This window comes from Thalassotalea sp. Sam97, assembly GCF_041379765.1.
Classification (GTDB): Bacteria; Pseudomonadota; Gammaproteobacteria; order Enterobacterales; family Alteromonadaceae; genus Thalassotalea_A; species Thalassotalea_A maritima.
Map to the genome: position 1 here is coordinate 2593777 of NZ_CP166919.1, position 21782 is coordinate 2615558.

Annotated in this window: 20 protein-coding genes and 1 pseudogene; 5 read left to right on the forward strand and 16 right to left on the reverse strand. The window is 43.9% G+C overall.

Going from position 1 to position 21782, the window contains the following annotated elements; all coding sequences use genetic code 11:
* Position 1 precedes the first annotated feature (1 nt).
* From ACAX20_RS11575 to pilV (ACAX20_RS11585), 3 genes are read right to left on the reverse strand one after another with little or no spacing between them, the layout of a single operon-like run.
* Positions 2 to 532, reverse strand: a complete 531-nt coding sequence (locus tag ACAX20_RS11575) for a hypothetical protein (protein WP_371186351.1) — start codon at positions 530 to 532, stop codon at positions 2 to 4.
* Positions 526 to 1482, reverse strand: coding sequence for a PilW family protein (locus tag ACAX20_RS11580; RefSeq protein WP_371186352.1), 957 nt, complete (start codon positions 1480 to 1482; stop codon positions 526 to 528). The genes ACAX20_RS11575 and ACAX20_RS11580 overlap by 7 nt, the downstream gene beginning before the upstream one ends.
* 7 nt (positions 1483 to 1489) lie before the next feature.
* Positions 1490 to 2041, reverse strand: coding sequence for a type IV pilus modification protein PilV (gene pilV / locus ACAX20_RS11585; RefSeq protein ID WP_371186353.1), 552 nt, complete (start codon positions 2039 to 2041; stop codon positions 1490 to 1492).
* Positions 2042 to 2759: 718 nt separating this feature from the next.
* Here pilV (ACAX20_RS11585) and pilV (ACAX20_RS11590) point away from each other — a divergent pair.
* Genes pilV (ACAX20_RS11590) through ACAX20_RS11605 form a run of 4 tightly spaced genes read left to right on the forward strand, consistent with a single transcriptional unit; the run spans position 2760 to position 5295 of the window.
* A complete protein-coding gene (gene pilV, locus ACAX20_RS11590) occupies positions 2760 to 3341 on the forward strand; it encodes a type IV pilus modification protein PilV (RefSeq protein ID WP_371186354.1) in 582 nt (193 codons plus the stop codon).
* Positions 3334 to 4227 (forward strand): PilW family protein, encoded by an 894-nt coding sequence (locus ACAX20_RS11595; protein WP_371186355.1) that lies wholly within the window; start codon positions 3334 to 3336, stop codon positions 4225 to 4227. The genes pilV (ACAX20_RS11590) and ACAX20_RS11595 overlap by 8 nt, the downstream gene beginning before the upstream one ends.
* 56 nt (positions 4228 to 4283) lie before the next feature.
* The gene (locus ACAX20_RS11600; protein WP_371186356.1) at positions 4284 to 4799 is read left to right on the forward strand and encodes a hypothetical protein; all 516 of its coding nucleotides are present in this window, start codon (positions 4284 to 4286) and stop codon (positions 4797 to 4799) included.
* Entirely contained in the window at positions 4792 to 5295 is a 504-nt protein-coding gene (locus tag ACAX20_RS11605; RefSeq protein ID WP_371186358.1) for a type IV pilin protein, read from the forward strand. Before ACAX20_RS11600 ends, ACAX20_RS11605 begins: the two co-directional genes overlap by 8 nt.
* Positions 5296 to 5441: 146 nt before the next feature.
* On the opposite strand, the gene ACAX20_RS11610 is transcribed toward ACAX20_RS11605, so the two are convergent.
* The 7 genes from ACAX20_RS11610 to murJ all read right to left on the reverse strand — a co-directional run bounded on the left by ACAX20_RS11610 (position 5442) and on the right by murJ (position 13800).
* Complete coding sequence (locus tag ACAX20_RS11610) at positions 5442 to 6077, reverse strand: GspH/FimT family pseudopilin (RefSeq protein ID WP_371186360.1); 636 nt, start codon at positions 6075 to 6077, stop codon at positions 5442 to 5444.
* Between the two features lie 252 nt (positions 6078 to 6329).
* Entirely contained in the window at positions 6330 to 7259 is a 930-nt protein-coding gene (ispH, locus tag ACAX20_RS11615; protein ID WP_371186362.1) for a 4-hydroxy-3-methylbut-2-enyl diphosphate reductase, read from the reverse strand.
* A gap of 18 nt (positions 7260 to 7277) precedes the next feature.
* The gene (gene fkpB / locus ACAX20_RS11620; protein WP_371186364.1) at positions 7278 to 7712 is read right to left on the reverse strand and encodes an FKBP-type peptidyl-prolyl cis-trans isomerase; all 435 of its coding nucleotides are present in this window, start codon (positions 7710 to 7712) and stop codon (positions 7278 to 7280) included.
* Between the two features lie 6 nt (positions 7713 to 7718).
* A complete protein-coding gene (gene lspA, locus ACAX20_RS11625) occupies positions 7719 to 8270 on the reverse strand; it encodes a signal peptidase II (RefSeq protein ID WP_371186366.1) in 552 nt (183 codons plus the stop codon).
* Between the two features lie 21 nt (positions 8271 to 8291).
* Complete coding sequence (ileS, locus tag ACAX20_RS11630; RefSeq protein WP_371186368.1) at positions 8292 to 11111, reverse strand: isoleucine--tRNA ligase; 2820 nt, start codon at positions 11109 to 11111, stop codon at positions 8292 to 8294.
* A gap of 21 nt (positions 11112 to 11132) precedes the next feature.
* A complete protein-coding gene (gene ribF, locus ACAX20_RS11635) occupies positions 11133 to 12062 on the reverse strand; it encodes a bifunctional riboflavin kinase/FAD synthetase (RefSeq protein ID WP_371186370.1) in 930 nt (309 codons plus the stop codon).
* A 172-nt stretch (positions 12063 to 12234) separates the two neighbouring features.
* Positions 12235 to 13800 (reverse strand): murein biosynthesis integral membrane protein MurJ, encoded by a 1566-nt coding sequence (gene murJ, locus ACAX20_RS11640; protein WP_371186372.1) that lies wholly within the window; start codon positions 13798 to 13800, stop codon positions 12235 to 12237.
* 240 nt (positions 13801 to 14040) lie between these two features.
* On the opposite strand from murJ, the gene rpsT reads away from it, so the two are divergent.
* Positions 14041 to 14301: a 30S ribosomal protein S20 gene (gene rpsT, locus ACAX20_RS11645; protein ID WP_371186374.1), complete on the forward strand. Its 261-nt coding sequence runs from the start codon at positions 14041 to 14043 to the stop codon at positions 14299 to 14301.
* 253 nt (positions 14302 to 14554) lie between these two features.
* Here the strand turns inward: rpsT and murQ are convergent, their stop codons facing one another.
* From murQ to ptsP, 6 genes and pseudogenes are all read right to left on the reverse strand, one after another.
* The gene (gene murQ, locus ACAX20_RS11650; RefSeq protein WP_371189643.1) at positions 14555 to 15466 is read right to left on the reverse strand and encodes an N-acetylmuramic acid 6-phosphate etherase; all 912 of its coding nucleotides are present in this window, start codon (positions 15464 to 15466) and stop codon (positions 14555 to 14557) included.
* Positions 15467 to 15676: 210 nt separating this feature from the next.
* Positions 15677 to 16429 (reverse strand): annotated as a pseudogene (locus tag ACAX20_RS11655) (BadF/BadG/BcrA/BcrD ATPase family protein); the annotation flags it as partial.
* A gap of 253 nt (positions 16430 to 16682) precedes the next feature.
* Positions 16683 to 17534, reverse strand: coding sequence for a thymidylate synthase (locus ACAX20_RS11660; RefSeq protein WP_371186376.1), 852 nt, complete (start codon positions 17532 to 17534; stop codon positions 16683 to 16685).
* Positions 17534 to 18352, reverse strand: coding sequence for a prolipoprotein diacylglyceryl transferase (gene lgt, locus ACAX20_RS11665; RefSeq protein ID WP_371186377.1), 819 nt, complete (start codon positions 18350 to 18352; stop codon positions 17534 to 17536). The genes ACAX20_RS11660 and lgt overlap by 1 nt, the downstream gene beginning before the upstream one ends.
* A gap of 12 nt (positions 18353 to 18364) precedes the next feature.
* Positions 18365 to 19156 (reverse strand): sulfite exporter TauE/SafE family protein, encoded by a 792-nt coding sequence (locus ACAX20_RS11670; protein WP_371186379.1) that lies wholly within the window; start codon positions 19154 to 19156, stop codon positions 18365 to 18367.
* Positions 19157 to 19224: 68 nt separating this feature from the next.
* The gene (ptsP, locus tag ACAX20_RS11675; protein ID WP_371186381.1) at positions 19225 to 21486 is read right to left on the reverse strand and encodes a phosphoenolpyruvate--protein phosphotransferase; all 2262 of its coding nucleotides are present in this window, start codon (positions 21484 to 21486) and stop codon (positions 19225 to 19227) included.
* Between the last annotated feature and the right edge of the window lie 296 nt (positions 21487 to 21782).

Sequence of the window (21782 nt, forward strand, 5' to 3'; positions counted from 1 at the left end):
ATTAATTCCCCATGGCAAGCAGCTGTTGAGCAATACCTGACACTGCGGTTACTTTATGATATTTGTTATTATCGATTTGATCGGCAGTCGGCTGCTCTTCATTGACTTTTTTACCATATGCTTGAGTTGACTCAACCTTAAGCATATTGCAGCGAAATACCTGTATTGACGACACCACTCGACTATGTGGGCAGTCACTCTCGATTTGATCTTCTTTGGAGCGTAAAATACGTGCTTTAGCGTATTGCCCAGTCACCACCACAGCCATCCCCGTATCAGCTGGATATTTGTTCATTTCGTAGGCAAAGCCATTATCGCCATCGACAAAGGTGGTTTGTTTATAAATAACTTCGTCATTGGCGCCAATAGCCTGCTGTGTGGCGATCACTTTCTCTTGGCTAGCACTTGCCATTTTTATATCAGTTGACGTGTTCAGCAGTAATACTGAAATCACTGACGTTAATGCCACCAAAAAAATGATGGCAAGAATTAACGCCACACCTTGCTGGTGTTTTCTAGTCCTTGTTACCATCGTTGTACCCCCGAATTAAATAAATTTACGGTTGAATTAAATAAAACCCGTCGATAATTATCATCAACAGTGACGCTGCTATCGCCCATTACATAGGTGTTGGTGTTGCGGTAATTGTTATCGGCTTGTATATCGCGCACCAACACAAAAATTCGCGCAGCAATAATGCGTATCCCGTTTTCTTGATCCCAAAAGTTCATTGGCATGTTCGCTGCAGATAAAAACACATTCACCACATCATCACCATCGGTATCAACGCCATACATAAAGTGAATATTTTCGATGCCATCGATCATCGGCTCAAACACCATTTCATCATTATCCAGTCGTCCATGCATCAGCACCGGAATAACTTGACCTGAAAGTGTTTCGTCTTTGATGTAATAGACATGATGTTGATATTGCCAAATTGTGGCATCATCAAGATTTGGCACCGGGGACGAGCCTTTAAACATAGCCCCTGTCCCCAAGTTGGCCTTAATGTAATATTCCGTTGCCTGAATATCGGCTTCGTCAATGGGCTGAGCTAACACCCGTTTTATTTGCAAAATATCACTACCAATTTTTGCATCGCTGATACAGTTTATTGGCGAGATGGTTGTTGCTGTCGCTCCCCAAAGCATGCGAAATTGGCCATCGGTATTAGGAAACGAGGCATTATTGACGCCATCACCGATACAATCCTTGTTGGCATTTATTGCCACAGGGATTTGGGTAAACTGCTGTGTTTGTTGTATCGTTGTACTTTCACCTAAAAAACCAGCACGCAATAATTCATTACTCAGTACCGATACAGCAAAGCGGCCGTTTTCTTGTAACATACCCGCCGCAGTTGTTTCTGCGGTAGTGGCTCGAACATTTGTAAAAACACTGATTAATCCAGTTAGTAAGAACAAACTCACCACCATCGCAATCATCAATTCCAGTAACGAATAACCTTTAATATTCATAAACCACCTAATAAATATGCATGGTTACGCTAATTTGTCGGCGATTAGCGCTCGCTGTGCCACAGGTAACGTCACTGGCACCGTCAACGGTTGCTGTACGACTTTGCCAACTGATCACCACAGTTACTTGGGCAGCATTGTAATTTATGCAACCGGTAGGATTAACCAAGCCACCAATGTTACTGCCATCGGAAGTGACACTGGTTTTACCAAGTAGGGCTTGTTCCCATTGATATAAATCGGCGGTCGCAATTTGCGCTGCAGTACAAAGTGAAGCAGCATTATTGCAGAGGTTAGCTGGTTGGGTGAGAGCGCCTGAGCCAAACGTGCCATTATAGGCAGTAAGAAATGAGCCGGTACCATCGTTGGCGCGCATACGCTCAATGATATCTTGTGCTAACGAGGAGGCGAGCGAACGCTGCATCGCGTCAAAGCTGCCTTTTTTGACGGACGCTTCCATGGATATGGCACCAAGAATACCTGCAGCAAGAATAAAAAATGCCACAAGCGCTTCTATCAGCGTCATTCCGAGTTGCTTACGTGCACTGACAAGTCTCATTATTATTATATTTCTATTATTTATTATTATATATCGATAAATATCAGCTATCGTCTATCACGATAAATTTATCGTTATTTTGTTACGGTCTTATACCGCAAATTTAGCATCCAAACACTGCTGTTAAGTATGGTTTCACACCTAACGGGCAATATAGAATCAAGAGCATGTTGTTGCCTTTATTATCGTTGCAGATCCTAAAACCGGATTAACGACAGGCCACCGTCTTCACACATTAATGATACTATCTCACAGTTTAAAATAGCATCAAAAAGGCAAAAAACAAACAACTAAGGTAACTTTTTATTAACAAGGTGAGTGTGTAAAAGCTTGATAACAATCATAACTTTAGCATCGTAGGTTGGAGGTCTGGCTTTGGTTACTGGATGATGTCTTTGCGACCTAACGCTAACAGATTTGCTATGAGTAGACAGATATAGAATGTCTCAATTTATGAATTTCTCACCACAGTGAGTTTGAGGGCGCAAATAACGTTACCTGGTCATGACTGCGCTACTCATTTTAGTGACTGTTCGCTCAAAAATGCCGGCTGATTAGTTTGGGATTAGTTCAGGATGAATTCGTGGTTGGTATTAATGAACTTTGTTTGCTAAACCTATAACTAGTACTCATTAACAAGGATGTTAAGATGCTTTCAAGCAACCGCCATAGGCGGAAATTTCACCATAGCAGTATCCACTATAACGCATATAGCTCAATGCGCTCTTTTCCGTTAAAAGACGACGTCGGTGACAAATCACGCCATTGTGGCCAAGATATCATAAACGAATTGAGTCGACATCCCCCAAGCTTGCAGTCAAAAGCGTCTGGTTTTAGTCTTATTGAGGTGTTAATTGCCCTGCTGATTTTAGCTCTTGGTGTATTAGCTAACGCCAAGTTGCAACTGATGTCGCTGCACAGTATTCGCTTTGCCACACAGCAAGGGCAAGCGGCGAATTTAGCGGAATATATTCGCCATAAAATTAGCGCAAATCCGCAGGCCCAAGCGCATTACCAATTGCAGACAACGATCCCCATGACTTCTCCGGTTAATTGCCTAGAGCAGTTTTGTCAGCCTAAGCAGCTTGCTAAGTATGATCTGGCTGTATGGCAACAACATGTTGAGCGCCGGCTACAAGGTGGTAAAGGACTCATCAAAATCAATGGCAATAAAGCGAATATTACTCTCGGTTGGCCAAACGCCAGTAACCAGCACAGCAACAGTTGCCCGCCTCAGTTACGACATTATGTCTGTGTAACATTTACATATTCGATACATTTTGAGGCGTTCAATGAATAATCGACAACAGGGCTATTCCATTGTCGAGTTAATGATAGCCCTTACCATCGGCTTGATGTTACTGTCCTCGGCTCTCGCCTACTTAATTGATAGCCTCAAAACTCATAAGCAAATACAACAACAAAGCCAGCTTAATGAAAATAGCCAATTAGCGATGGCATTACTCATCAATGACATTGCCAACAGTCGCTTTTGGCTGGCCGCAAGTGAATATCATCAAAGTACCGGTAGCATCGATTTAGCAGCATTAACAACAGGTTTATGTGATGAATCGACCATCGATTGGGCGGCAGATCTGAATAGCGCATTTTCAGTTTCCAGCAACGCGGAAAATCTACAGTGCATAAAAAATGATGATTACCTACAAGGCGATATTATCCACGTGAGATATACTCAGCCATGGCAAGCTAGCTTTGTTAATAAACGACTCTACAGCAGAATATTAGCGACACAAATAAAACTATTTAACGGTGATCAGCAAGCAACCAATCAACTCAACAATAGCTTAGTTGAACAGCTTGTCGCCCATAGTTTTTTTATTGCACAAAGTAACGACAAATGCCAACAACGGGACATTCCGGCGTTGTATTGGCAACGTTCTGCTAATGGTTTGCCGAGCAAAGAAGAGCTCATTCAAGGGGTCGAAGATATCAAAATCATTATTGCTGTCGACAGCAATAATGACGGTAATATTGACGGCTATAGACAGCAATTTAATGATATCGATTGGCGCCAAGTTAAACTCGTCGAAGTGCATATGATAACGCGCACACTATGCCCCTATTTTAGCCAACCTACCAAGCAACAATTTCACTTTGCAGGGCAAGAGATCACCATTAACGATCGCTATTTACGCAAGTATACGCTGAACAACGTGTTGCTCTAAGGAGCACACGACAGAGCAAGGATAGATATGCTCGAGTCAAATTTAAGGATAATACAGTGACTGATTTAGACTTTACTAAAATAACTTCGACACAGACTAATAAAGGCTTTGTGCTAGCCACATGCTTAATATTGATATTGATGATCAGTGCGCTTAATGCATCGTTGATCGCGAGCGTTGATAAACAGATTATTTTTCACCAAGAACAACAGGGGTTATCACCAGCTCAGCACTTTAGCGTACTTGCTCGACAGCAAATTACACAGACATTAACAGCGATGGTCACTAATGGCGATAATCTAACGCTCGATAAGCCGGGCTATATTGGGCGCTGGCAACCGCTAACCGCGCAACAAGTGCGCTGGCATGAGCAAGCTGTGGCATTAAATAACCATGATCCAATTCGCTACTTAATTATCTACCTCGGTGATAAGGCCACTTCAACAACCCCTAATCGCGGCGAGCTGCAACACTTATTTAAAGGGTTTATTTATTATCACCCGAGCGGAGATGTGGGCTCTGCACGCCTGAGCACAGAGTTTTTTGTCATAAAAGGTGCTGTCCATGAATAACCAAGCTCATAATAATCACCACGATTTGGTTACTGCTCAAGCTGATGGTGTAAATTCAGCAGATACTGACAATGCCAATCAAGTGGCATCAGGCTTTAGCTTACTTGAGTTGCTGATTGTCATGGCTATCATCGGCATTTTGGCAAGCATCGCCTTGCCAAGTTATGAGCAACAAATACAACACGCGAGGCGTCAGCAAGTTCAACAATATCTACTTATGCTGGCAACAGCCCAACAAAAGCAATTTAGCCTCACGGGTGAATTCACCGAAAACGCTTTGGATCTTGTTAGTGATGACGCTGACATCAGCCAACATTATCAGGTTGACACGATAATTATCAACGCGAGCAATGCATTACCGATCCGGGCGCGAATGCGTGCTACCGCCAAAGGCAGTCAAGCCAAAGATCAGCTATGCACAACCATAATCATTGATACCCTAGGTAATAAAACCAGCCTAAATTCATCGGGGGTAGCGACTGAGCATTGCTGGTAGTAAAGGTTTCACTCATGTTTCTTTGTCACGAGTTGTTGCTAATAATGGTTAAGGTAGCGTTAAACAATGTAGCAGTTATAAAATTTCTGACTAGTAAACTACCAGCTCATCAGTTACTGCTTTATTAACTAACACAGCTAACGCGGCTAACACCGTACCGGCACATTACGGCGCTTTTCGTGCACGCCATCACCATTGTAGTCTCGGGAGGCTTTTAACCGCCCGCTGCTGCTAACAATGACAGCTCGCCCTTGCGATGCAACCTGCCGATGACATAACGTCATGGTACCGTTATAGCCACGAGCTAAACCGTAGCTATTAAAGACAATCAATGCGTTACGTTGCAATGACGTCCAGCGCAGTTCGATATTTTCAGGTACATCCGCCAGTATTGCTAATAAACGGTCATCATCATCAAATTGTCGATTACCATTATTATCAACAAAACTCATCGCCCCATGTTGCCAGTCATCAACGCATATCAGTTGCTGTTTTTTAGGGCAAATGACTACAGCAGTTTGATAGCGAATCGCTTGGCGTCGGGCCAATGCCAGATGACGTTGCCATTTTAGCTGCTCATGTTCGATTGTCAGCCGGCGCTGCATATCTGCGAAATTTGGCATAACAATACGGATCACAATCAACAAGATAGCTAGGGTCACTAAGCATTCAATAAACGTCACGCCGCCTTGATGACGCAAACGATTGATTGATGGTCTCGGTTGGGAGGAAAATCTAAATAAGGCGCTTGATTGGCCTTGGCAAAATCCATTTGCTGACATGCTAGTCTTCCTTGGTTTATCTGCGTTATCAAAACATATTGACAAAACGCTATATGATTCCTTAATACGCATTTAACGTGAATGAAAACGTCTATTGATATAATAAATCTGTCATACCAACTCGCATAAAAATTTAGTATACGTCATTCAGTATAGTCCACAGACAAAAATGCCGACACTAACTAAGCTTAGTGTCGGCATTTTTTACAAGCTAGATGATGTACTAACGTCGCGTTAGTTGGCGATGTTTTACTAACGTAATTCAGCAGGTACGGCAAATACCGTGGTTTCTTCACGGCCAGGGTTTTCAATAACCACTTTACCGCCCATCCCCTTTAATGTATCAACAACTTGTTTAACTAACACTTCAGGTGCCGACGCGCCCGCGGTTACACCAACAGAATTGATATCAGCTAACCAGTTTTTCTCAATATCAGCAGCACCATCAATTAAATAAGCGGTTGTGCCCATTTTTTCGGCCAGCTCGCGCAGACGATTTGAATTGGAGCTATTCTTAGCACCAACAACCAGCAGTAACTCGACTTTTTCAGCGATAGAACGCACCGCATCTTGGCGATTTTGTGTCGCATAGCAAATATCGTCTTTACGCGGCCCTTCGATGTTCGGGAACTTAGCACGCAAGGCATCAACCACTTCCGCGGTATCATCAACCGAAAGCGTTGTTTGCGAACAATAAAACAGGACATCAGGATTTTTCACCTGCAGGCTTGCAACGTCCGCTACCGACTCGACCAAATAAATACCACCCGTTTGTGATTCGTATTGGCCCATAGTACCTTCCACTTCCGGATGTCCTTCGTGACCGATCAAAATACACTCGTGGTTTTTACGAGACGCGCGAGTCACTTCCATATGCACTTTAGTGACTAATGGGCAGGTTGCGTCAAATACTTTTAAACCACGATCGCTAGCTTGCTTACGTACCGCTTTTGATACGCCATGGGCAGAGAAGATCACCGTATTGCCATCTGGCACTTCATCTAACTCGTCAACAAAAATGGCACCACGATCACGCAAACCATTTACCACAAACTTGTTGTGCACCACTTCATGACGCACATAAATAGGCGCGCCAAAGATATCTAACGCTCTATCTACAATACTTATCGCTCGATCAACGCCGGCACAAAAACCGCGAGGATTAGCTAAAATAACGTCCATAATAATTCCTGTTGTCGCCTATAAAATATCAACAAGCTCAACGTTAAAGGTAACGTCTTGACCTGCTAGCGGGTGGTTAAAGTCAACCGTTATCGCCAAGTCATTCACTTCTCGAATAATACCAGGCACTTCACCACCGGGGGCGGTAAAGGTCATGATGGTACCAACTTCTGGAACGCCATCAGCGGCAAATTTTTGGCGATCAACGTAATGTATATTTTCTGGGTTTGGTTCACCAAAGGCATCTTTGGCGACAAGCGTAAACTCTTTGCTCGCGCCAATGGTTAACCCCAACAACTGCGCCTCAAATGCTGGCGATATACTGCTGTCACCTAAGTTAACGCGTGCCGGCTTGTTATTCACCTTAGTACTATCAACAGCAGAGCCATCTGCTAACGTCATGGTGATGTGCATTAACAGGTTAGAATCTGACTGTACTACTTTATCGGTCATTCGGTATTACCCTTGCTTACTATCTACGTGTTCGTTGTCGGCGACTTGTTTATTCTCGCCAGTACGGTTATCGCTTTGCTCATTGTTGGTAAACGCATCATAGATCATCAATGCGGCACCAACAAAGATGGCTGAATCGGCAACATTAAACGCCGGCCAATGTTTATTGCCGATGTAAAAATCAAGGAAATCGATAACATAACCAAACATTAAACGGTCAATCACATTGCCAATCGCACCACTTAAAATCAGCGCGAAGGCGATTGAGATGAGTGCCTGCTGTTTTGGTGTTTTACGCATCCAAATGATCAGCATCACGCTAACAACAATAGCCACCGCAGATAAAAACCAACGCTGCCAGCCACTTTGATCGGCAAGCCAACTAAAAGCGGCACCGGGGTTATGCACATAGGTTAAATTGAAAAATGGCATCACCTCAATCACCTCGCGATAATTAAAGGTTGCCGCAACCCAGTGCTTTGTTACCTGATCGATAATTAGCAACAGCAGCGCTAGCCAAAGCCAGCGCAATCCCGTTTCCTTGAAGACGTTACCCATAGACAATTACCCTATCCTTGCTTATGCAAATTGGCGTGTTTCACCATCGCCATCAATGTTGGTCACACAACGACCACATAAATCGGTATGTTGCTCATTAGCACCAACATCGTCGGTATAGTGCCAACAACGCTCACACTTACTACCGTTTGATGCAGTGACCTTAATTGCTAAGCCGGCAATATCAGTCGCTTGTGCGCCTTCTGATTGACCATCACCGACAACCACTTTGGCACCAGAAGTAATAAACACAAAGCGCAATTCATCAGCAAAGACATTAAGTTTGTCTGCTAACTCGGCTGATGCATAAAGCGTTACGTTTGCTTGTAGCGTTGCACCAACAACGTCTTCTTTACGAGCCAACTCTAATGCTTTGTTAACTTCATTACGCACCGCGATGATTTGCGTCCAAAAATCGTCATCTAGCTTGTCATCAACGCGTTTAAGGCCGTCGAACCATACGCCAGTGAAAACAAATTCATCACGCTCACCAGGTAACGCTGACCAAATTTCTTGTGCTGTAAACGACAAAATTGGTGCCATCCAGCGTACCATAGCTTCAGCGATTAGGAATAATGCTGATTGACATGAACGACGTGCGTGGGAATCTTGCTTAGCGGTATATTGTCTATCTTTAATAATGTCTAAATAGAAGCCACCAAGCTCTGTTGTACAGAAATTCATAATTTTTTGCACAACCGCATGGAATTCGTAGTTATCGTACGCGTCGATAATTTCTTGCTGCAACTGCGCTGCACGGCCAACAACCCAGCGGTCCAATGCCACCATATCGGCCACATCGACCATGTGTTGGTTCGGCTCAAAACCGTTGATATTGGCTAATAAGAAACGTGACGTATTACGGATACGACGATACGCATCAGCTTGACGCTTAAAGATTTCATCCGATACCGTGATCTCTTGGGTATAGTTCACCGACGCGACCCATAAGCGTAAAATATCGCCACCCATTTTTTTGGTGATTTGATCCGGTGTTACCACATTGCCTAATGACTTAGACATCTTGTGGCCTTTAACATCAACCGTAAAACCGTGTGTTAATACTTCACTGTATGGCGCTTCACCAGTCATCGCTACCGATGACATCATCGACGACATAAACCAACCACGGTGTTGATCGCTACCTTCAAGGTATAAGTCGGCACGTTTATCAAACTCATCACGGGCATTAACAACCGAGTAGTGAGATACGCCAGAATCAAACCAAACATCCAAGGTATCGGTAACTTTCACATATTGTTCAGCGTCACTTTCGTTAAGTAAGTCCGCAGGCTCTAGGTCAAACCAAGCTTGGATGCCCTTTTCTTCAACCAACAAGGCAACTTTTTCGATTAACGCGACCGATTCTGGGTGCAAAGCACCAGTGTCTTTATCAACGAATAGTGCAATTGGTACACCCCAGGTACGCTGACGTGAAATACACCAATCAGGACGCCCTTCGACCATTTTTTCAATACGGCTTTGGCCCCAATCCGGGATCCATTTGGTTTTTTCAATTTCTTTTAATGAGTCGCTACGCAAATTATTTTTGTCCATGCTAATGAACCATTGTGGTGTCGCACGGAAAATAATCGGCGTTTTATGACGCCAGCAATGTGGGTACGAATGCTCATAGGCATGATGGTGAACAAGTGCACCCTTCTCTTTTAACACCTCGACCACATTATCATTGGCTTTAAATACGTGCTGACCAGCAAACAATTCGGTACCTTCTAAGTACACACCATTTGCACCAACCGGGTTGGCCACTTCTAAGTCATATTGACGGCCAACGTTAAAGTCATCAACACCGTGACCAGGTGCTGTGTGAACACAACCGGTACCCGAGTCGGTGGTAACGTGATCACCTAAAATGATTGGCACAGTAAAGTCATAGAACGGGTGCTGAACAGGTACGTTTTCTAATGCATTACCTTGGCAGAAACCTAATGCATGGTATTTTTCAACGCCGAAACGATCCATGCAATCTTTCACTAGGTCGGTTGCAAGAATAAAACGTACAGGTCCTTGCTCAGTATAGGCTTGTACTAAGCTGTATTGTAATTCAGGGTGCACCGATACGGCGCGGTTCGCTGGCAGTGTCCATGGCGTGGTGGTCCAAATAACAATACCGATTTGACCTTCACCACCATGACCTTCAGGGTGGTCAAATAAGTCTGCAACGCTATCATCTACGTTAAATTTTACGTCAATCGCTGGTGATACTTTATCTTTGTATTCAACTTCAGCTTCAGCAAGTGCTGAACCACAGTCTGTACACCAATGTACGGGTTTAAAGCCTTGATGTAAGTGGCCATTTTCAGTGATTTTGCCCAATGCTCGAATGATATTCGCTTCGGTATCAAAATCCATGGTTAAATAAGGCTTATCCCAATCCGCGAATACACCTAAACGTTTAAAGTCTTCACGCTGGCCATTCACTTGAGTCATCGCATATTCGCGACACTTTTGACGAAACTCGGCTGAATTTAATTTTTTACCCGGCTTGCCCCACTTTTTCTCAACAACAAGCTCAATTGGTAAGCCATGACAGTCCCAACCTGGCACATAAGGCGCGTTAAAATCAGATAAGGTTTTAGCTTTAACGATAACGTCTTTGAGAATTTTGTTAACCGCGTGACCTAAATGAATATTACCGTTTGCATACGGAGGACCATCGTGCAAAATAAACGATTTTTTACCTTTTTTGGCAGCTCGGATTTGACCATACAAGTCTTTGTCCGCCCACTCTTGTAACATTTTCGGTTCACGTTGCGGCAAGTTACCGCGCATTGGAAACTCGGTATCTGGTAAATTTAAAGTATGTTTATAGTCACTCATTGAATCTAATATCCGTAGCTATTAAAATTTTTCGGCAACAAGCTGTTTGGCTTGTTGTGTATCTTGGCTAATTTGTGCTGTTAACGCGTCTAGCGACGCAAAACGTTGCTCTTCTCGCAACTTTTTCAGCAAAATCACGTCGATTTGCTGGCCATACAAATTACCTTTAAAGTCAAAAATATGAACTTCCAGTTGTTGGCGCATACCGCGCACGGTTGGTCTGGAGCCAATGTTGGCGACACCATAATAACGACTGTCGTTGAACTGAACTTGTACTGCATATACCCCACTCACAGGTGACACACAGCGTTTTAATAAGACATTAGCCGTTGGAAATCCTAACTGTCGCCCTTGCTTATCACCATGCACAACGCGGCCAATAATGCTGTATGGGCGGCCCAACATAGATTGGGCTTCAATTAAATCGTCTTGTTGCAATGCTTTGCGAATTTCAGTGCTGGAAATTCGGCAATCGTCCAGTTTAAAACTGGCGGTATCGGTAACAGCAAAATCAAACTTTTCACCTGCTTGCTTCAACATAGCAAAATCACCGCGACGATTTTTGCCAAAACGAAAATCATCACCAATGATCAGGTGCTTAACACCCAACTTAGCCACGAGTAATTGCTCAATAAACTGTTCAGCAGACTGACTGGCAAACTGGTGGTTGAAGTTAACACAAATAAGTCGCTTAACGCCCAATTGGCGCAGTAAAGTGTACTTATCGCGCAGACGAGTGAGTCGTGCGGGTGCCATTTGCGGATTAAACAACTCTTGTGGCTGTGGTTCAAATACCATAACCGCAGGTATTAAACCTAACTCTTCACTCTTTTTTATTAAGGCACGAATAACGCGCTGATGGCCTAAATGCACGCCATCAAAATTACCAATGGTCAATACACAACCATTGTGAGCGTCTCTAATATTGTGAATGCCTCGAATCAATTGCATTAGATAAAAACCTGAACTTACGTTTAACGGCAACAATAACCGGCGAATTATATATCAGTGCGGATGATTAATCAGCAATAAAACCCATGATTGCCAAACTTTTCATGGATTTTTTGTATTCACCGCCAGTCACTTGCTTACATTCAATGATAACACGCAGATCATCATGTCGTTAATGGGCGATAAAATGACGTGCCCGTACCCCAAGGGCAAACGCACTTAACGCATAAATACATACCCCGGCCAAAATTAATGCCAGCAAATAACCTATTTGCTGGCTCACACTCATGTGCAACCATACGGCAAACATCGGTGAGATAAAAAACAGCGCGACAGCCATAATAACAGCGGCAATTATCAAGCGGATAATGACCGATTTACTTTGTCTATCAAGCTGATAAATTTGTTGCGCCTGCAAGCCACGGTAGAGCAATACGGCATTTAATGTCGCCGATAGAGCGGTCGCCATGGCCAGACCAACATAACCAAAAAATGGCGCCAACATTAAATTAAATACCATGTTAGCAACCATAGCCTTGATGGCAATACTCACGGGGGTCTTGGTATCTTGCCTTGCGTAATAGCCAGGCGCGAGTATTTTGATAAACATAAAGCTAAGTAAGCCACTCATGTAGGCAAACAACGCATAAGATACTTGTAAGACATCTTGCTGGGTAAACTCACCGCGCATAAACAAAATCATAATAATCGGTTGTGCCAACACCATTAGTCCCGCCATTGCCGGCCAGCCTAACAAACTAACCACTTTTAAGCCCCAGCCTAACGTATGGGCAAAGGCTCGTTGGTCTTTACCTGCGTGCAAGCGCGAAAGGTTTGGCAAGATAATGGTAGCAATAGCGATACCAAATAAACCCAATGGGAACTCTAGCAAGCGATCGGCGTAATACAGCCAACTGATGGAACCCGTTATCAAGAAACTGGCGATAAGGGTGTCGAGTAGTAAATTGATTTGCGTAACCGATACACCAAACAAGGCCGGGATCAGTAACTTGCGAATTTTTCGTACCCCTGGATGCGACCAACCCCAGCTAGGCTTCACCAAAACACCGGCTTTAACAAGAAATGGAATTTGAAATAAAAACTGTGTTAAGCCACCAAAAAATACCCCCCAAGCGAGCGCGTACGCTGGCTCAGCAAAGTATGAAGAAGCATAGATTGCAGCAACAATAATACAAACATTAAGTAGCACCGGAGTAAACGCCGCAGCAGCAAACTTGCCAAGCGTATTAAGAATAGATCCCGCTAATGCGGTTAAACTAATAAACCATAAATAGGGAAAGGTAATGGTTAATAAGCTCGATGCTAAGTCAAATTTTGCGGCATTAGGGCCATCGTTGAGCCAATCCATAAACCAGCCAAAACCAAATAAAGCAACCACCACTGGCGTGGCGATCATACCAAACAAGGTGACGATGCTAACAATGACGCCTAACGTACCGCTGACCTTAGCAATCAACTCCCGGCTGTGTTGACTGCCATTTTTATCATCGTCATGTTGATACTCAGCTAATACCGGCACAAACGCTTGGGCAAAAGCCCCTTCGGCAAACAAACGACGCAGAAAGTTGGGGATTTTATTGGCAAAAAAGAACACATCGGCGCCCGCACTGGTACCAATTTTGTCCGCAATCACGATGTCGCGTACCAGACCGAGTACACGAGAAATAAGAGTCATAAAGCTAACGATGAGGCCTGACTTGAGCAATTTTTTCGCCAAAATTGCTGCTCCTTGCTTATTATTTGTATCTATTTAGCAACGAAGCTTGGGAAAACTTCGTACTGAGGCTTAAGTGTGGTAATATCATAGCCTTTGATGGGCCCGGTTAAAACAGCTAATTCATCTTAATCACTGCTTATCCGTCATTAATCGGATAAAAAGTTTGACATTGGTTGAAAAAACAGGCATATTTCACGGCCTTAAATTATGGCTATATTTATTTTATTTTAGGAGCTCACCTTGGCTAACTCTAAGTCTGCTAAGAAGCGCGCTATCCAATCAGAGAAGCGTCGCCAACACAACGCTTCACGTCGCTCTATGATGCGTACTTACGTGAAGAAAGTTATTGCTGCTATCGAAGCAGGTAACAAAGAAGTTGCAATGCAAGAACTTGCAGCAGCTACACCAATTTTAGACCGTTACGCAAGTAAAGGTTTAATCCACAAGAACAAAGCAGCTCGTGCTAAGAGCCGCTTAAATGCAAAAATCAAAGCGTTATAATCGCCTGATAGCATTGTGTTCTTGAGAAATACCGCCTTCTGGCGGTATTTTTTTTATCTGCAATTTAGTGACTGCAAGCTACCAACCACCAACTATAAGCAGGCCCCTAGCGTCTAATGCACTTTAACGGGAAAGTGGCACGCAAATAATGTACACATAACAAACAACAAATTCGCTATCGACACCAGTAAGCCCTCAATAGGGCAAACTTTGTAAACGCATTTCACCCTGTAGCAGCTTTACTTACTGCTATCTACTCACCTCGATAAGCCATCAAAGCCCGCCGTAAAAAACCACTGTGCAGGGCAAGCAACTGCTCCCCCTCACTCAAACCAAGCCCGGTTAACACATGCAAGATTGCCAATTTCACCTTGTTATCACACACCTTTAATGCCGAAATTGCCTGCTGTTGTTGGCAATTAGTTGCTTGCATAACAATGCGCACCGCACGTGCGTGCAGTTTTTCGTTACTGGCATGTACATCAACCATCAGATTTTGATAACTTTTTCCTGAGCGGATCATACTTGCTGTGGTAAGCATGTTAAGCACTAATTTTTGTGCTGTGCCTGACTTTAATCGCGTTGAACCGGTGAGCACTTCTGGACCGACAATAGGACAAATGTGGATTTTTGCTTGCGTGGCAATTGGTGAATTTGGGTTGCAGGATAACGATACCGTCATCGCCCCGAGTTGATTTGCGTAGTCTAAGCCACCGATAACATAAGGTGTCCTGCCACTCGCAGCAATACCTACCAATACATCATTTGCATCAAAGTCGATGTCTTGTAAATCCGCAACAGCCGCTTCTGGCTCATCTTCGGCACCCTCTACGGCTTTATAAATAGCGCCATCACCACCAGCAATTAAGCCAATGACCATGTCATCTGGGGTACTGAAGGTAGGCGGACACTCTACCGCATCAAGTATGCCTAAGCGGCCACTGGTGCCTGCGCCGATATAAATCAAACGTCCGCCTTTGGCAAATGCCGCAACTATCGCATCAACAGCTTGGCTTATCGGCGTTAAACACGCCTGTACCGCACCGGCAACGTTCATATCTTCGTCATTGATTTGGCGCACAATTTCTAGCGAATTATGCAGATCAATATCCATCGTTCGTGGATTACGTCCCTCTGAAACCAAGCTATTAAGCTGCTGCAACAAAACAGAGGTTTCGTCTGCATGTTCTGGCGTTACATTGTCAGCTGAGGCACCGCTTTGGTCGATTGGAATGTGCTCTGTTGATTGTTCAGTTGATTGCCTGAGGCAGTACTGACGAGCTAGATAACAAGCACCATCAAGCGATGTGCCGCGACTTATCTGGCATCGCTGTTGGTAACGTTCACTAAGATGAGGCAAGGTCGCCTTTGCTAAGCCGCCCATCAATACAACAGGCACTTGAGTTTGCTGGCAGCTAAGTTCGATCAACTGCTCGACATCAGCCATATGGCGACTTAGCAACGCCTTCGCTGTTGGGCAATGCTCGGCTAGTTTAAATACCGACTCAGCGAAACGTGCATAATCTGCGGGTTTAGCCGATGCGAGCCAAGTCAAAATGTCGGTGTGTGTTATGCCAAGGTGGTTTTGAATATATTGTGCTAAGTCGCTAAGAGGCGATGTTCGTGCGTCCAATTCATGCAATAACACCTTGACGGCGTTAAACCCGAGCAGTGCACCACTGCCTTCATCGCCGATAGGAAAGCCCCACCCCCCGGTATATAACTCTTGCTTATCTTGTGTTAATAATGCACCAACGGAGCCCGTCCCTAACGCAACAACAGCAACAGGTTTACCTAAATTCGCACCATAGAGTGAGGTTGTCGCGTCATTGACAATGTCGATATATGCAAATGAATACGAGAGATAATCCTTTAAGCGAGCAACTTGTACTGCGTTTCCAGCCCCGGCAAGCCCCATCACCACAGCAGTTTCTTCTGCTGTAGCCTTGGCTTGCGCCAATAGATCATCGATTAACGTCACTAAGTTACGACATGCGCCATCAAAGTCATTAGTCAACGAACTTGCACCCGCGCTTGCATGATAGTGCTTTGCACCAGCGACATGCTCTAATCGAGCAATGGTCTTGGTGCCACCACCATCAATCCCAAGAATGTAGTTAATCGTCATGACTTAATGATCTCCATACCATGATTCCTTTGTTATCGTCAGCACAAGCCCATAAAGCTAACCATAATAATGCCTTAGGCGTATCCTGTATTTCGTTACATTATCTATTATATCAAGCCAAGGCAAAAGCATATTCACTGCATTTATGATCTGCTTTTGATTACCACGTATACCGCATTAATAACACACTATGCGAACTCATAAAAAAGAGGACGTTGTGTCCTCTTTTATTGGTTAGTGATGTTAGCTTGGCTTATACCGAAAATGGATACTGAATTGGATCGTGGTGCTGGTAGCCAGTCACTTTAAAGTCATCCGCGGTTACCCATTTTTCTACATCGTCGAGTGTTTTGATATCTGGGTTGATTTCCAGCTGCGGCGATGGAAACGGTTCACGTTTTAATTGCACATTTTGCATTAAATCTAATTGATCTTCGTAAATATGCGCATTAACAATTTTATGGTACGCCGTACCGGCCTTGTGACCGGTGATTTGTGCCATCAACGCTAAGAACGTAAACACCTGAATTTGATTAAAATTCAAACCTAAAGGGACATCACATGAACGCTGGAAACTGGTTAGATACAGGGTATCACCGAGTAGCGAAAAATTATGGGTGTGCATACATGGGCGTAGACAGCCCATATGAAATTCACCAGGGTTGTAAAAACTAATGATTTCACCGCGATCGTCAACACCGTTTTTGAGATTTTCAACCACCTTTTTCAGCTGGTCGATACTACCACCATCCGGCTTTTGCCAAGCACGCCCTTGTACGCCGTAAACACGCCCCATATCGTCTTCGCCTTTACGGTACGGATTGTTTAACCAGGCACTGTTCTCATTGGCATTGGCGTCCCAAGTTTTGGTACCCAGAGCACGAAAGTCCGCCGCGTTATCGTAGCCTTTAATGTAGCCAAGGAGTTCAGCAATAGCCGCTTTATAAAAGCTCTTACGGGTAGTGATTAATGGAAATTGATTTTTGCCAACTTGATATTCTAAGTCGGCATTAATCACGGTTAGACAGCGTTTACCGGTACGCTTATTATCAACCCAAACACCTTCATCAATAATGCGTTGGCATAATTGTAAATACTGCTTCATTATTTTGCTCCCGCTCGTTGCGAATTACTGTTGTGCTTTAGCCCCCAAACAATGAGACCAATACCAATGATGATCATCGGTAACGACAACACTTGGCCCATAGAAATAAAACTAAAAATAAAACCTAAATGGGCATCTGGTTCACGGAAAAACTCGACGATAAAACGGAATGTTCCATAGCCCGCTAAAAAGGTACCACTGGCAACGCCACTGGCTTTGGTGTATTTGCTAACAAAGTACACCATAAAGAATAACACCACACCTTCTAAGAAAAACTCATACAGTTGGGATGGATGACGGGCAAGCCCTTTGGCATCGGTCGGAAATACCATAGCCCACGGCACATCACTTTCGCGTCCCCAAAGCTCTGCATTGATAAAGTTACCGATACGTCCAGCACCTAAACCAAATGGCACCAAAGGAGCAACAAAGTCACCTACTTGTAAAAACGTTTTCTTCTCTTTATGGGCAAAAATTGCGATGGCCACAATAACCCCAAGTAAGCCACCGTGGAATGACATTCCACCGGTCCAAATTTTGAATAAATATAATGGGTCTGTTAGGAAATAATCGAAATTATAAAACAACACATAACCGATACGGCCACCGAGGATCACCCCTAAAAAACCGTAGAAGATTAAATCACTTACCTGATCGCGAGTCCATACACCGTTTGATTTGTCAGCGACGCGATTAGCGTAGAGGATGGCAAAGATAAACCCTAATAAATACATAAATCCGTACCAGCGTAACGATACGGGACCAATGGAAAAAATAATAGGATCAATTTGTGGAAACTGAATAGCTGCTAATGTCATAGATAATCCATATTAGAACATCATATTTATCGCCACTAAAATTAAAAATGCAGCGAATACTTTTTTTATTGTCTTTACTGGTAACCGATTAGCGAGTTTTACCCCGAAACGTGCGGCAATGGTTGATGTACTGGCTATACCAAGTACGGCAGGCCAAAATACATACCCTAGACTCCAACTAGGCAAATCTGGGTTACCAAGTCCTGCTATCATAAACGCCATCGTGCCAAAAAGCGACACTATCATACCGCAGGCCGTGGAAATACCGATGGCATGGAGTAAATTCAAACCACAATAGGTTAAATATGGGATCAAAATAGCCCCACCACTGATGCCCATCAGACTGGCTATAACCCCACTGATACCGGCAACGGCTTGCACCACTTTGTTGGCAGGCATACTGCGCTGTACCGGTTTACGAATAGAAAAGATCATATAACTGGCAAGGGCAATAACAAAGGCGGCAAACAAGCTTTTTAATGCCTTTGCGGGTAATAAATCAGCCAAGTTGGCACCGACGACGGCACCCACTGCAACCCATACCATTAACTTTTTGGTAAAACGCCAGGGTATATTACCTAGCTTATGATGGCTAAACGCCGCACTCGATGAGGTGACGACGATGGATGCCAGCGATGATGCTAAGGCGATTGGCATCACCACACTCTGATCCACAGCAAATTTTGGCAGTAAGACAACCAAAGCAGGAACAATGACCAAGCCACCACCGATACCCAGCAACCCAGCGAGTATACCAACAAAGGCACCGATGACCATGCAAGCAAGAAAAACGGAGAAAAACATGATTTAAATTTTTGTCTCTACTGATTACATTGTAGCGCATCCCATAAAGGGGATACACGCTTGGGCAATTACTTACCTGCTCGCACGAAACTACCGAAACCTAGCTGCTCTAATTCACGATTTAAGTAAGCGTGCACTTGTTCTGATGTCGCACATTGCAAGCAATGCGCTAATATTTTCTGACTGTGTTTAAATTCGACATTACGCACCACCCACTTCACTTTGGGGATACTTTTCGAGGTCATACTTAACTTGTCGTAACCCATTGCAAGTAGCAATAATGCACCAGCAGGCTCTCCAGCTAATTCGCCACATAAACTTAATTCAATAAGATTTTTTTGTGCTCGCTCAGCAATAAAGTTTAATGCTCTAAGTACGGATGGGTGATAAACATCATACAGGCCAGATACCCGGGCATTGTTGCGGTCAACCGCTAACAGGTATTGCGTTAAATCGTTACTGCCAACAGAAAAAAAGTCAACACGCTGCGCGAGCTCATCAAGTTGAAAAATAACCGATGGCACCTCAATCATGACACCAAGTTTGGGTTTTGCTAGCTGTTGCTGTAACTCGCTACTCACTTCAGCGTGCGCCTGTTTGATTAATGTTATCGCCTCGTCCACTTCACTCACATTAGATATCATCGGCAACATAATTTCTAGGTTGCCGGAATCAGCGTTGGCTTTTAACATGGCGCGAATTTGCACCAAAAATATTTCCGGATGATCAAGGGTAATACGAATACCTCGCCAACCTAAAAACGGATTGCTTTCTTCAACCGGAAAATATGTCAGTTCTTTATCGCCACCGATATCTAAGGTGCGCATCACCACAGGTTGACGCGGAAACGATGCCAGCACAACTTGGTACCATTGATATTGTTCTTGCTCAGAAGGAAAGCAATTGCGCTCCATAAATGGTATTTCAGTGCGATACAAACCAATACCGGATGCGCCATTTTTCATTGACTCATCAAATTGCGAACTTAATCCGGCGTTTAATAATAATTCAATCGAGCGACCATCGCGGGTGATCGCCGGCAAGTTAATCACCTTAGCGATAATTTGGTTCAGCTCTTGCTCTTCACGTTGCAGGCGTCGATATTTAGTTAAGATTGACGCCTTGGGCGATAGATATACTTCACCAGAGTAGCCATCAACAATCGCTTGTTGGTTACGAAACGACGCTAACGACATTTGACCAAGACCAACGACAGCTGGAATACCTAACGCTCTTGCCAAGATCACCGCATGGGAATTGGTTGAACCACGGAGCGATACAACCGCGCGAATTTGGCTTTGTTGAAATTCCGCTAACAGCGCAGCCGTCACCTCCTCGGCCACCAAAATCATATCGTCAGGTACAGCTATATGTTGTGCTTCATTTTCTTGCAAATGCAATAACACCCGATTTCCAAGATCTTTAATGTCCGTTGCTCGCTCTCGAATATAGGCATCCTCGACACCTTCAAATTGCACAACATATTGATCAATGATCAACTTGAGCGCACTTTGAGCATCCCAACCTTCGGCAATTTTGTCATATATTTCATTACCTATGGTGGCACTTTCCAACATATGACGATACATTTCGAATATTTCGAGCGTATCTTGGGGAATAACTCCCTGCATTTGTTCGGCCATTTTGGTCAGGTCAGAGCGTGTGCGCTGTAAGGCTTGTTTTAAGGCCGCGGCCTGCTCCTTTGGTTGCTCCGTTTTGGTTAGACTGACACTGCTTAATTGGGCTTTAGGATAACTGACAAATATGTTGCCAATGGCAACGCCTGGAGAGCTAGGAATGCCTTGTAAAAACGGCTTGGACGGCAGTGATGCTAAACGAGTTCTACTGCCTTTGCTGTCAATATTGGCTATGGCACCAGCTAATTGCGCCGACAAGGTGACTAAAAAGGCCTCTTCGTTCTCATCAAACTGGCGCGCTTGTTTTTGCTGCACGGTTAACACGCCAACTACTCGACGTTGATGGATTATTGGCGTACCTAAAAAGGCGAATAAATCATCTTCTTCAACTTCAGGAGCGTATTTAAAGCGCGGATGCTGTTGGGCATTATCGATATTAATAGGCTCTTCCCGTTGCCCCACTAAACCGACTAATCCTTCGGAAAAGCCAATGGCTGTGCGCCCCAACGAACCTTGCGCCAAACCATCTGATGCCATCAACAAAAAATGCTGTTTGCTATCATCGGCCAAATACACAGAGCAACAATCGGTCGCCAGAGCTGTTTTGACATCACTCACCATATTGCTCAAAGCAACATCTAATTCAGGTTGTTGATTAAATGCTAAAACGATACGGCGAAGCGTGGTTAACATGATTTCCCTTATTTATGCCATATGCCGTTATTGTTACTCATGACAGAGCTGGTTTGGTGATTGCCAGTAATACCATGACAGCTTTGGCGATAGTATCCACAAAGACCAAATGATGATGACGGCGCGGTGAACACTAAGTATACCGCAAAAATGTTACTATTAAAAATCAGCAACTTATTAAATAACAGCAATAAGAATACGACGATAGATTAGAGCGTGTTGATCTTTCAGGGTTAAATTTTGTTCGAATTAAATGCATTTTTATCGCCGCACTTGTGATACGCATAGTTATTCTA

What these genes read in the sequence shown, in the direction of transcription:
- ACAX20_RS11575 (WP_371186351.1), bottom strand. Translation starts at nt 532, where the DNA reads ATGGTAACAAGGACTAGAAAACACCAGCAAGGTGTGGCGTTAATTCTT.
- ACAX20_RS11580 (WP_371186352.1), bottom strand. Translation starts at nt 1,482, where the DNA reads ATGAATATTAAAGGTTATTCGTTACTGGAATTGATGATTGCGATGGTG.
- pilV (WP_371186353.1), bottom strand. Translation starts at nt 2,041, where the DNA reads ATGAGACTTGTCAGTGCACGTAAGCAACTCGGAATGACGCTGATAGAA.
- pilV (WP_371186354.1), top strand. Translation starts at nt 2,760, where the DNA reads ATGCGCTCTTTTCCGTTAAAAGACGACGTCGGTGACAAATCACGCCAT.
- ACAX20_RS11595 (WP_371186355.1), top strand. Translation starts at nt 3,334, where the DNA reads ATGAATAATCGACAACAGGGCTATTCCATTGTCGAGTTAATGATAGCC.
- ACAX20_RS11605 (WP_371186358.1), top strand. Translation starts at nt 4,792, where the DNA reads ATGAATAACCAAGCTCATAATAATCACCACGATTTGGTTACTGCTCAA.
- ACAX20_RS11610 (WP_371186360.1), bottom strand. Translation starts at nt 6,077, where the DNA reads ATGTCAGCAAATGGATTTTGCCAAGGCCAATCAAGCGCCTTATTTAGA.
- ispH (WP_371186362.1), bottom strand. Translation starts at nt 7,259, where the DNA reads ATGGACGTTATTTTAGCTAATCCTCGCGGTTTTTGTGCCGGCGTTGAT.
- fkpB (WP_371186364.1), bottom strand. Translation starts at nt 7,712, where the DNA reads ATGACCGATAAAGTAGTACAGTCAGATTCTAACCTGTTAATGCACATC.
- lspA (WP_371186366.1), bottom strand. Translation starts at nt 8,270, where the DNA reads ATGGGTAACGTCTTCAAGGAAACGGGATTGCGCTGGCTTTGGCTAGCG.
- ileS (WP_371186368.1), bottom strand. Translation starts at nt 11,111, where the DNA reads ATGAGTGACTATAAACATACTTTAAATTTACCAGATACCGAGTTTCCA.
- ribF (WP_371186370.1), bottom strand. Translation starts at nt 12,062, where the DNA reads ATGCAATTGATTCGAGGCATTCACAATATTAGAGACGCTCACAATGGT.
- ACAX20_RS11660 (WP_371186376.1), bottom strand. Translation starts at nt 17,534, where the DNA reads ATGAAGCAGTATTTACAATTATGCCAACGCATTATTGATGAAGGTGTT.
- lgt (WP_371186377.1), bottom strand. Translation starts at nt 18,352, where the DNA reads ATGACATTAGCAGCTATTCAGTTTCCACAAATTGATCCTATTATTTTT.
- ACAX20_RS11670 (WP_371186379.1), bottom strand. Translation starts at nt 19,156, where the DNA reads ATGTTTTTCTCCGTTTTTCTTGCTTGCATGGTCATCGGTGCCTTTGTT.
- ptsP (WP_371186381.1), bottom strand. Translation starts at nt 21,486, where the DNA reads ATGTTAACCACGCTTCGCCGTATCGTTTTAGCATTTAATCAACAACCT.